Raw genomic sequence first — 10,996 nt, 5'->3', positions numbered from 1 at the left:
CGGTCAGCACCTCCCCAGCAGTACGAGATGGTCGGCGATCCGCTGACGCCACACCGCGAAGGCGGGCAGCGACGCCGAGTCGGTCAGATCGGTCAGGGCGGCATCGGTGATCGCGGCGGCCTGCTCGATGCTGGTGACGCAGAACGCGCCGACCGCGACAGCGGTGTGCGTCGGCACGTGTCCGGCCCGCATCCGGGCCTTGGCCGCGAACGCGGCGCCCTGGCCGAGCGCCGCCCGGTGCTCGCCGGCCGCCTCGCGCAGCGTTCGCAGTTCCGTCAGATCGGCGCCACCGGCGTAGCTGGCGGCCAGGCCGACCCCGCTCCACAGGTCGGAGTGCCGGTCGGCGGGGAACCGGTGGAGCAGCCGGACCAGTTCGGCCGGGTCGGCGCCGGCGACGAACCACAGCGCCCGGCCGATGCCCTGGTCCACCGCGTGCGGCGCGTAGTGCCGCAGCTCCGCCGGCCAGATGTGCGCCGGGTCGCGGTGCCGTGCGTGGACGTACCGGCCGGTGTGGAAGTAGGCCTGGTGGAAGCCGTAGCCGTCGAGGGCGAGCCAGCGCAGCAGCGGGTCGGGCGGGAGGATGGCCGGCCGGCGCCAGCGGGGCAGCCGGGCCATGGCCCAGCCGGCGCCCACGTGGGCCATGTAGACGTGCGCGTCGCCGCGCCCGGCCAGGAACCGCGCCATGCCCCGGCCGCCGCCGGGGCGGAGGCCGTCCATCAGGGCGTACGCCATCGCGGCGCCCTCGTAGGCGAAGCCGCGCAGCGGCGCCGGCCGGCTTTCCAGCAGTTCCTCGGCGGCCCGGGGCTCCGGCGCCCCGGCGGCGTCACCGAAACCGCCGATGAAACTCTGCCCGGCGCTTTCCAGGGCCTGCCGCGCGGCGTCGTTCTTGACATGGAAGCCGCGTTTGTCAAACAACGCCTCGCGCTTATCCGGCGTCAGGATTCGTTGTCGCAGTGCCAACAATATTCGGGCCATGGCAAGTCCAATTCGCCGTGGGTGTACGCGTGCGGATCCTGCTCGCCTGCAGAGAAGTTCTTCGATTGGCGTGCCCGCTCTGGCCAATACTCGCGGAACGCCTCGGCGACTGTCTTCTCGCAGGTTGCTGTGTTGCCTCAGGTGACCGTCGGCACCGCTTGGGCGGGCGCGCGAAGCCGGGTGCGCGCAAGCCTGGAAGTGGGTCCCGCACCGGCTCCGGCCAGCACGTATCGCCCGCCGCCGAGGGCGCCCGAGCGGCCCGCGTGCGGCAAATCAAGACTCGTTCAAGAGCCGCACAGCACTATTGGTCACGGTTTCCGGGTAGCGATGGAGGGGCCATGGGGCAGTTTTCAGGTGCCGACTGCAAGGAACATGACGGCCGGTCGGCCGCCATTGTCCGGGTGATTGAGCACATGAAAAGAGAGCTCGGCAGGCCGTTGCCGCTGGAAACGCTGGCGCGCCTTGCCCCGTTCAGCCCCTTCTATTTCCATCGCGTGTTCAAGCAGGCCACCTCGATGACACCGGCACGTTTCCTGGCCGCCCTGCGGATGGCCGAGGCGCGACGGCTGCTGCTGCGTTCCTCGCTCACCGTCACGGCGATCAGCGCCCAGGTCGGGTACTCCAGCGTCGGCACGTTCACCACCCAGTTCCGGCGCTGGGTGAGTCTGCCCCCGGAGCGGTTCCGCCAGCTCGCCCGGCAGTTGGCGGGCGTGTCGGTGGCGGCGCTGCTGCCGGTGATCCGCAGCCGCGCGATAGTCGCCGGCCAGGGCCCCCGGGCGCTGATGCACCTCGACACCGTGGACCTGCCGGGGCTGCTGCTCGCCGCGGTGGCACCCCACGACGGGGGGCGCAACGAATGGTGGACGGCCGCGCCGCGTCCACTGCCGGCCGCGCTGCCCGCCACCGTGCCGCCGGGCGAGCACCGCGCCCGGGTCCTGCTGCTGCGCCCGGACCGGGACGCCACCTCGGCGCTCGTCGACGGCGCGCCGGACAGCTTCCTGATCGGCGACGCGGACCTGCGGATACCGGCCGAGACGGGCAGCACCCAGCGCATCGCCGTCGCGCGGGCCACGCTCACGGTGCCGGTGCGGCAGGTGCGGGTCACCGATCCGCCGTTGCTCTCGGCCACGCCGCTGCGCTGGCTGCTGGGCGTGTCGCAGGCCGGCTGGCGGGGGCGGACGCCGGTGATGGCCGAGCGGCGCGCGCTCCGAACCGCCTGATGGCCGTGCCGGCCCCGAAGATCGAGCTGCACGTCCACTTCGAAGGGACGGTACGGCCGGAGACGCTCCTGGTCATCGCCCGCCGCAACGGTCAGCGGCTGCCCGCGGAGACGGTCGAGGGTCTGCGTCAGCTCTACGAGTTCACCGACTTCGACCACTTCGTCCGCACCTGGGTGTTGACCACCAACTGCCTGCGTACGGCCGACGACTTCCGGCGCATCGTGGTGGCGTACGCCGCCGAGGCGGCCACGCACGGCGCTGTCTACCTGGAGGGCATCTTCTCGCCGGCCGAGCGGGTGCGCCGGGGCGTCGGCTGGGCGGACATCTTCGAGGGGTACGCCGACGGCGCGGCCGAGGCGTACGAGCGGCACGGCGTACGGGTGTTGCTGACGCCCGACGTGGACCGCGAGTTGCCGCCGGCGGACGCGGAGGAGTGCGCCCGCCAGGCCGTGCGGTACCGGGACCGGGGCGTGGTCGGGTTCGGTCTGGGCGGGCCGGAGCTGGCCGCGCCGGCGAAGGCGTTCGCCCGGGCGGTGGCGATCGCCCGCGACGGCGGTCTGGCGTTCGTCCCGCACGGCGGCGAGGCGGGCGGGCCGGATTCGGTACGCGACCTGCTGGAGCTGGCTCCGGCCCGGATCCGTCACGGCATCCGGGCCGCCGAGGACGACGACCTGCTCGCCGAGCTGCGGGACCGGGGTGTGGTGCTGGACGTGTGCCCCACGTCGAACCTGCGGACCCGGGTGGTGGAGTCCGAGGCCGCGCATCCGTTGCCCCGCCTCGTCGCCGCCGGTCTGCGCTGCTCGGTCGGGACCGACGACCCGGCGATGTTCGGTACCGATCTGGGCCGTGAGCACGAGTTGGCGGCGCGTCTCGGGCTCGGGCCCGAGCGGGCGTACGCCGCCGGGGTGGCCGGGGCGCTCTGCGACGACGCGACGCGTGATCATCTGATGGCGGTGGGCCGGCGGGCCTACGGCTGACCCGTCGGCACCGGCTTGCCGGCCCGGAAGACGAGTGTGGACGTGTCGGTGTCGTCGGGGTCGCCTTCGCAGTCCACGACGACGATCTGACCCGGGGTCAGCTCGTTGAACAGGATCCGTTCGGACAGGTTGTCTTCGATGTCGCGCTGGATCGTGCGGCGTAGTGGCCGTGCGCCGAGGACGGGGTCGAAGCCCTTCTTCGCGAGGTACTTCTTCGCGTTGTCGGTCAGCTCCAGACCCATGTCCTTGTTCCGCAGCTGGGTTTCGATGCGCTGGATCATGATGTCGACGATGGAGAGGATCTCGGTCTCGCGCAGCTGGTGGAAGACGATGGTGTCGTCGATGCGGTTGAGGAACTCGGGCCGGAAGTGCTGCTTGAGTTCGTCGTTGACCTTCTGCTTCATCCGGTCGTAGTTCGACTCGGAGTCCTCCGACGCCTGGAAGCCCAGCGACACCGCCTTGGCGACGTCGCGGGTGCCGAGGTTGGTGGTCAGGATGATGACCGTGTTCTTGAAGTCCACGATCCGGCCCTGACCGTCGGTGAGGCGCCCGTCCTCCAGGATCTGCAGGAGCGTGTTGAACACGTCCGGGTGGGCCTTCTCGATCTCGTCGAAGAGGACCACGGAGAACGGCCGGCGACGTACCTTCTCGGTCAGCTGCCCGCCCTCGTCGTAGCCGACGTAGCCGGGCGGGGCACCGACGAGCCGGGACACGGTGTACCGGTCGTGGAACTCCGACATGTCCAGCTGGATCAGGGCGTCCTCGGACCCGAACAGGAACTCCGCCAGGGCCTTGGACAGCTCGGTCTTACCGACGCCGGACGGGCCGGCGAAGATGAACGACCCGGACGGGCGCTTCGGGTCCTTCAACCCGGCCCGGGTACGGCGGATCGCCTTCGAGACCGCCTTGACCGCGTCTTCCTGGCCGATGACGCGCTTGTGCAGCTCGTCTTCCATGCGCAGCAGCCGAGAGGTCTCCTCCTCGGTCAGCTTGTAGACCGGGATACCGGTCCAGTTGCCGAGGACCTCGGCGATCTGCTCGTCGTCGACCTCACTGACGACGTCCAGGTCACCGGCCTTCCACTCCTTCTCCCGCTGCGCCTTCTGCCCGAGCAGCTGCTTCTCGGTGTCCCGCAGCTGCGCGGCCCGCTCGAAGTCCTGCGCGTCGATCGCGGACTCCTTGTCCCGACGCACCTGCGCGATCCGCTCGTCGAAGTCCCGCAGGTCCGGCGGCGCGGTCATCCGGCGGATCCGCATCCGCGCCCCCGCCTCGTCGATCAGGTCGATCGCCTTGTCCGGCAGGAACCGATCCGAGATGTACCGGTCGGCCAGCGTCGCCGCGGCGACCAGCGCGGCGTCGGTGATGGACACCCGGTGGTGCGCCTCGTACCGGTCCCGCAGACCCTTCAAAATCTCGATGGTGTGCGCCAGCGACGGCTCACCCACCTGGATCGGCTGGAAACGACGCTCCAGAGCGGCGTCCTTCTCCAAATGCTTGCGGTACTCATCCAGCGTGGTGGCGCCGATGGTCTGCAGCTCACCACGGGCCAGCATCGGCTTGAGGATGCTGGCGGCGTCGATCGCGCCCTCCGCCGCGCCCGCACCGACGAGCGTGTGGATCTCGTCGATGAACAGGATGATGTCACCGCGGGTGCGGATCTCCTTGAGCACCTTCTTCAGACGCTCCTCGAAATCACCCCGATACCGGGAACCGGCGACCAGCGCACCGAGGTCGAGCGTGTAGAGCTGCTTGTCCTTCAGCGTCTCGGGCACCTCACCCTTGATGATCTTCTGGGACAGGCCCTCCACCACGGCGGTCTTACCGACGCCGGGCTCGCCGATCAGCACCGGGTTGTTCTTGGTGCGGCGGGACAGCACCTGCATGACCCGCTCGATCTCCTTCTCCCGCCCGATGACCGGGTCGAGCTTGCCCTCCCGGGCGGCCTGGGTCAGGTTGCGGCCGAACTGATCCAGCACCAGGCTGGTCGACGGCGCGGCCTCACCCGGCGCGGCACCGGCGGCGGCCGGCTCCTTACCCTGGTAGCCGGAGAGCAGCTGGATGACCTGCTGACGGACCCGGTTCAGGTCCGCGCCCAGCTTCACCAGGACCTGCGCGGCGACGCCCTCGCCCTCGCGGATCAGGCCGAGCAGGATGTGCTCGGTGCCGATGTAGTTGTGGCCCAGCTGCAACGCCTCGCGCAGCGACAGCTCCAGCACCTTCTTCGCCCGCGGCGTGAACGGGATGTGCCCGCTCGGCGCCTGCTGACCCTGGCCGATGATCTCCTCGACCTGCTGACGCACACCCTCCAGCGAAATACCCAGACTCTCCAGAGCCTTCGCCGCGACACCCTCACCCTCGTGGATCAGGCCCAACAGGATGTGCTCCGTACCGATGTAGTTGTGGTTGAGCATCCGGGCCTCTTCCTGGGCCAGGACGACAACCCGTCGCGCTCGGTCGGTGAACCGCTCGAACATGCCCTCGTGCTCCTCACCTGAGTCATCCGGCCATCAGAATACTAAGATTTCATATAGCATTCTGTCTATCCTGGATGCTCGACACGGGCCTCCAGGTGGGCGGCATCCCTTTCAGGGTGGGCCTTCGTCGGAACCGGGTCACGCAACCCGGCACGGCCCGCAACTTCTATCAATAGCTTCGCCATATGAAAAAGAACTCCCCGCCGTCGTCGTTCCGCCCGGCGGCCTTTACGCACGTCCCGGGCGGTGATCACGCTGCTCGGGCGGGTTGGCGGCCTGGCCTGCCGAGTTTCCTGAGCAATAGCTGAGTGTGGCGACGTGGTAACCGGATGTGCCAGTCTCGGGCTCACGCTGAGCCTGGGGGGATAGATGATGGAGAGTCGCGCCTGTTACCGGGTCGACCTGTTGGGTCCGCTGCGCGTGCGGCGGAAGGGGCATCCGGTGGAGCCCGGACCGGCCAAGCAGCGGGCGGTGCTCTCGCTTCTGGCGTTACGCCTGGGCGACAGCGTCCCGGTGAGCGAGGTGGAGGAGGCGGTCTGGGGCGGCGTAGTCCCGCCGAGCGCCCGGTCGCTCGTGCACACGTACGTGGCCCGGCTGCGCCAGGTCCTCGAACCGGAGCATCCGCCGCGGCGCCGGGTACGGGTCATCGCCTCGACCGTCACCGGGTACTCGCTGCGCGCCGAGACCGTCGAGACGGACGTCGCGCGGTTCCGCCGCTGTGTCGCCGAGGCCGAGAAGCGGATCGGCGAGGGCTGCCGTGAGGAGGCGTTCCACCTGCTCGGGCAGGCGCTGGACCTGTGGCGCAGCCCGACCCTCGGTGAGCTGCGCTCGCTGCTGCACGACAACATCGAGGTGGAGGCCCTGGGTGCGGCCTGGGTGGCGACCTCGCACAGCTACGTCGGTCTGGGGCTGCGGCTGGGACGCGCCGCGGCGGTGCTCGACACCGCCACCCGGCTGGCCCGGCTGGAACCCCTGCACGAGGCGATCCAGGCCGACTATCTGGCCGTGCTCGGCAGCAGCGGGCACCGGACCGTGGCCCTGCACCGGTACGCCGACATCACCGAGCGGCTCCGTACCGAACTGGGCGTCGACCCGGGGGAGGAACTGCGGGCGGTGCACCGGGCGCTGGTGCGCCCGGCCGGCCGTCCACCGGTGCCCCGGCCGGCGCCGGCGGTGCCGGCCGCAAGGCGCAGGCCCGGCTGCGGGCCGATCTCCGGGCCGCTGCACTGGCGGGCCGGGGACATCGCCGACCTGGCGGCCCTGCTGGCGAAGTACCGCGCGGTGACCGTCACCGGCGCGCCCGGCTGTGGCAAGTCGGCGGTGACCCTGCGCGCCGCCCACCAGGCCGCCCGCGTCTTCACCGGCGGGGTCCTGACGGTGGACACGCTCGATCTCAGTGACCGGCGGCAGCTGGAACGCCGGCTGGCCCGGATGCTCGGGGGCAACGGCGCCGAGGATCCGGTCGAACTGCTGCGCGACCAGCCGACACTCGTGGTGCTGGACAACGCCGAGCACCTGGTCGACGCGTGTGCGGTGGTCGCCGACCGGCTGTTGCTGGCGTGCCCGGACGTGGCGGTGCTGACCGGCTCGCGTCAGCCGCTCGGGCTGCCGTACGAGCGGGTCCAGCGCCTGCATCCGCTCCCGGTGCCGCAGCCGGGCGGATGGCCGTCGGTCCTGTCCAATCCGGCGGTCGCGCTGCTCGCCGAACGGGCGGCCCAGGCCCGCCCCGGGTTCCGCCTCGACCGGCGGGACGCGGAGGTCGCGGTGGAGATCTGCCGCCGGCTCGACGGCCTGCCGCTGGCCCTGGAGATGGCGGCGGCGTGCCTGGCCACCGAGAGTCTGGACGGGGTGCTGCGCAAGCTGGAGGGACCGCTGGACGGACTGCGCCCGCCCGCCGCCGGACCGGAGTCACGCCACACGTCGCTGCAGGCGATGCTCGACCGTAGCGTCCAGCGCCTCGACGTGGCCGAGCGTTGTCTGTTCCAGCGCGTCGCGTTGCTGCCGGGGGTGTTCGACCTGGCGGCCGCCCAGCGGTTCTGGCGGCCCCATCCGTCCGGGCCCACCGACGTGCGGGTGGTGCTCGCCGCCCTGGTGGACAAGTCCCTGGTGATGCCGGTCGGGACGACCGGCGGCCGGTACCGGATGCTCGGCCTGCTGCGCCGGCTGGCGCTGGAGACGGGCACCCCGGGGGCCGTGACGAGTCCCGCCGCCGAACTGCCCCTGCCGCTGTCCCGGCCGTTGCTGCCGGCCGGCGCGGCGGCCGTGCCGGACTGACCGGCGGCCGCCACGACGGCCCGCTCCCCGCCGGGGGAGCGGGCCGTCGTGTTCTGGAGGCCGATGACACCTGACGATGCCTCAGGCATTGACAGCACGCTTTAAAAACACATAGCTTGAAGTTCGGCGGGACCGGTCGGGTCCGGTCCACCAGCGGCCCTCAGACCGCCGCTGACCCCTGCCGACAGACATTGGAGGTGTCTGGCTTGAGCACCAGAGAGACCTACGAGTCCCTGAACCTCGAACCCAAGCCGATCCGCCCGCACATCCTCGCCGCGGCAACCGTGGTCTTCGGCGAGGACTACTACTCGGGCCGCCGCGAGACGATCAACCTGTCCGGCTTCGTGCAGCTCAACAAGTGGCCCATGCCGGGCTTCGAGCACAAGGTCGACGAGAACGGCTACGCGCAGTTCGCCACCGAGCTGATCAGCGCGCCCGAGGTGGGCATCAAGGGGTTCAGCTACGAGTTGGACGACCGCATCCAGGTCCTGTCCAACCCGTTCCTGCCCAACAGCGGGCACGTGCGGCAGATCGTGCCGGGCAAGAACTTCCCGGCCGAGTTCTACATCCGCCGCTTCGGCATCCTGGAGTCGAGCACGCTGCGGCTCGCCCACCGCAACGTCATCGACATCTACGGCGTGGTCGACAGCGTCCCGCCGTTCAAGAAGCCGCTGACCGGGCCCTACCTGGGCAAGCCGCGCGGTGACGGTCCCTTCGACGTGATGGCCGCGCCGAACGTCGTCAAGGGCACCACGCTGCCGGAGGCGTGGTACCCGGCCAACGACGAGAACCAGCCGGTCGGGATCACGCCGAACCTGTTCTTCGCGCCCAGCGCCGGCCCGTGCATGTCCATGCTGGTCGACCCGTCCATGATCATGCAGACCTCGCTGGAGGGGCAGATCGAGGTCGAGGTCAACGGCAAGACGGTGCGGGTCGACCTGGCCGGGGACTACCGCAAGGCGGCCGGTGCCGAGGTGCTGCTCTTCGGCCCGGACAAGCACGACGAGGGCCCGGGCGTGCTCGCCCAGCTGGCCCGCGTCGCGGTCGTCGGACACAGCCCGGAGCTGGGTGGCCGGGTCATGCTGCGGGCGAGCTGGCCGCGGGTCTCCGGCGGCACGCTGGGCGAGGGCAACGAGGACAGCCTCAGCCGGCTCAAGTTCCCCGGCGACCTGCACATCGACGCCGAGTTCGAGCTGGTCACGCCGCACGAGACGCTCTACGCCGCCAACTCCGTGCACGTCAACGGCAAGATGCGCGGCATGGAGGCCACCGGCACCGAGCTCAAGCTGGACGGCTCGGACACCGCCCTGGTCACCGTGGACGAGCAGCCGAAGGCTCGCCTCACCGGCGTCAACCTGGTGATGCGGGACGCGCTGGTCGGCGAGCACGCCGCGGTGAACGCCTGACCGACGGGTCCGCTTGACGGGCCTGCCGGCCAGAGGTTCTACTAGTAAAACCAATAGCAACGTACCGTCACGATGTCCCTCCCGGCTGCTACGGCGGTCGGGAGGGACGCGCGCTCAGGGGGTACCGCGTGGATCAGCGGCTGCTGCTCATGCACCAGATGATGCTCGGCGACGCGCCCCGGCTGCGGGCGTACGACAGGGCGCTGGAGGAGGCCGTCACCCCCGGCGACGTGGTGGTCGACGTGGGCGCGGGGCTGCTCGCGCTCTCCCTGCTGGCGCTGCGGCACGGCGCCGAGCACGTGTACGCGGTCGAGGCCGACCCGGCCACCGCCGCGGCGGCGGCCCGCATCATCGAGGCCAACGACCTCAAGGGACGGCTCACCCTGGTCACCGGCGACGCCCGTACGGTCCGGCTGCCCCGCAAGGCGGACGTGCTGGTCTCCGAGATGATGGGAAACCTCGGCCCGGAGGAGGAGATGGCCGAGGTGCTGCACGTGATCGCCCGCCGCCACCTGCGCCCCGGCGGCCGGGTGGTGCCCCGGCGGCTGCGGACCTGGCTGGCCGCGGCCGAGTTCGCCGACGAGGGCTGGGGGCTGTGGGGCGGCGACTTCTACGGCTACCGGCTCGACCCGGTGCAGGAGCTCGTGGCCCCGGCGGCCCAGCTGCACTTCTTCCAGCGTCCGCCGAAGCTGCTGACCGAGCCCACAGTGGTGCTCGACCAGGCGCTCGACGGCCGGTCGCCGTCCCGGCAGACGCTGCGGCAGCGGCTGCCGGTCATCGCGCCGGGGAGGCTGCACGCCGTGCTCGGCTTCTTCACCGCCGACTTCACCGACGACGTGACGCTGTCGAACTTCCCGTCGTACCCCGGATGCAACTGGGCGGTCTGGGTGTGGCCGCTGCGGCACACCGACGTGGCCGAGGGCGACGAGCTGTCCGTCGCCCTGCGCCGGCCGGCCCGGCGCGACGTCCGCGCCGTGACCGGCTGGCGGCTGGAGTGCGGCCTGTCCCGGCAGAGGAGGTCCTGATGCCCTTCGCGGTGGGTACCGTCCGCGACATTCCCGTCCGTGGCGCTCTCAAGCTCTGCGGCCTGACCTGGTCCGCGGAGTGCCTCTGGTTCTCCGAGGCGGTCTCCAGCCAGATCGCCTCCCTGGACCCGATCAGCGGCAAGGTGGTCCGCCGGCTCGACTGCCCCGGCGTGCGCACCGACCTGACCACGATCGGCGGGCGGCTGCTGCAGGTGGCGGGCGACGACCGCGTGCTGCGGCTGGTCGATCCCGAGGACGGCGAGCTGCTCGGCGAGTTCGGCAACCCGCGTCCCGGCAACGTGCTGTGCGGGCTGGAGGCGACCCGGCACGGGCTCTGGCTGGGCTACGAGGACCTGCGCCAGGTCGACCTGCGCGACCCGGACGGTTTCGGGCTGATCGACACGTTCCCGGTCCGGCAGCCGATCGCCGGCCTGACCGTCTCGGACAGCTACCTCGTCTACTCCGACCGCGACGCGGCCACCATCAACCTGTACGACGTGGCGGCCCGCCGGGAGGTGGCCGCCTACTCGGTCGCGGGCAACCCGACCGGCATCACCTGGGACGGCCGCCGCATCTGGTACTGCGACTTCACCACCCTGCAGCTCCGGGCGATCGAGGTGCCGGGCATCACGAAGGGTTGACGTC

8 protein-coding genes are annotated in these 10,996 nt (G+C 71.1%); 6 read left to right on the top strand and 2 right to left on the bottom strand.

The window, feature by feature from the left end:
• Positions 1-3: 3 nt before the first annotated feature.
• Positions 4-975, bottom strand: coding sequence for a DUF1702 family protein (locus DQE82_RS18340; protein ID WP_113973297.1), 972 nt, complete (start codon positions 973-975; stop codon positions 4-6).
• A 413-nt stretch (positions 976-1,388) separates the two neighbouring features.
• Between DQE82_RS18340 and DQE82_RS18335 the strand changes: the two genes are divergently transcribed.
• Positions 1,389-2,195 (top strand): AraC family transcriptional regulator, encoded by an 807-nt coding sequence (locus DQE82_RS18335; RefSeq protein ID WP_233514702.1) that lies wholly within the window; start codon positions 1,389-1,391, stop codon positions 2,193-2,195.
• Positions 2,195-3,172 carry an adenosine deaminase gene (add, locus tag DQE82_RS18330; protein ID WP_199496029.1) on the top strand — a complete coding sequence of 326 codons (978 nt, stop codon included), beginning with the start codon at positions 2,195-2,197 and terminating at the stop codon, positions 3,170-3,172. Before DQE82_RS18335 ends, add begins: the two co-directional genes overlap by 1 nt.
• Here the strand turns inward: add and DQE82_RS18325 are convergent.
• Entirely contained in the window at positions 3,163-5,646 is a 2,484-nt protein-coding gene (locus tag DQE82_RS18325; protein ID WP_113973295.1) for an ATP-dependent Clp protease ATP-binding subunit, read from the bottom strand. The two genes, add and DQE82_RS18325, sit on opposite strands and share 10 nt — an antisense overlap.
• Positions 5,647-6,018: 372 nt before the next feature.
• Between DQE82_RS18325 and DQE82_RS18320 the strand changes: the two genes are divergently transcribed.
• From DQE82_RS18320 to DQE82_RS18305, 4 genes are all read left to right on the top strand, one after another.
• Positions 6,019-7,920 (top strand): BTAD domain-containing putative transcriptional regulator, encoded by a 1,902-nt coding sequence (locus DQE82_RS18320; protein WP_233514701.1) that lies wholly within the window; start codon positions 6,019-6,021, stop codon positions 7,918-7,920.
• 206 nt (positions 7,921-8,126) lie between these two features.
• Positions 8,127-9,326: a DUF6004 family protein gene (locus tag DQE82_RS18315; protein ID WP_030499571.1), complete on the top strand. Its 1,200-nt coding sequence runs from the start codon at positions 8,127-8,129 to the stop codon at positions 9,324-9,326.
• Between the two features lie 128 nt (positions 9,327-9,454).
• Positions 9,455-10,351, top strand: coding sequence for a 50S ribosomal protein L11 methyltransferase (locus tag DQE82_RS18310; protein ID WP_043325252.1), 897 nt, complete (start codon positions 9,455-9,457; stop codon positions 10,349-10,351).
• Positions 10,351-10,992, top strand: coding sequence for a hypothetical protein (locus DQE82_RS18305; protein ID WP_043325250.1), 642 nt, complete (start codon positions 10,351-10,353; stop codon positions 10,990-10,992). Before DQE82_RS18310 ends, DQE82_RS18305 begins: the two co-directional genes overlap by 1 nt.
• The last annotated feature ends 4 nt before the right edge of the window (positions 10,993-10,996 follow it).

The organism is Micromonospora sp. LHW51205, from assembly GCF_003315815.1.
Classification (GTDB): Bacteria; Actinomycetota; Actinomycetes; order Mycobacteriales; family Micromonosporaceae; genus Micromonospora; species Micromonospora chalcea.
The sequence above is the reverse complement of the archived record's forward strand: the minus strand, read 5'-3'. Positions and strand labels throughout refer to the sequence as shown.

Coding starts and splice junctions, on each gene's coding strand:
- DQE82_RS18340 (WP_113973297.1), bottom strand. CDS start 975: ATGGCCCGAATATTGTTGGCACTGCGACAACGAATCCTGACGCCGGAT.
- DQE82_RS18335 (WP_233514702.1), top strand. CDS start 1,389: ATGAAAAGAGAGCTCGGCAGGCCGTTGCCGCTGGAAACGCTGGCGCGC.
- add (WP_199496029.1), top strand. CDS start 2,195: ATGGCCGTGCCGGCCCCGAAGATCGAGCTGCACGTCCACTTCGAAGGG.
- DQE82_RS18325 (WP_113973295.1), bottom strand. CDS start 5,646: ATGTTCGAGCGGTTCACCGACCGAGCGCGACGGGTTGTCGTCCTGGCC.
- DQE82_RS18320 (WP_233514701.1), top strand. CDS start 6,019: ATGGAGAGTCGCGCCTGTTACCGGGTCGACCTGTTGGGTCCGCTGCGC.
- DQE82_RS18305 (WP_043325250.1), top strand. CDS start 10,351: ATGCCCTTCGCGGTGGGTACCGTCCGCGACATTCCCGTCCGTGGCGCT.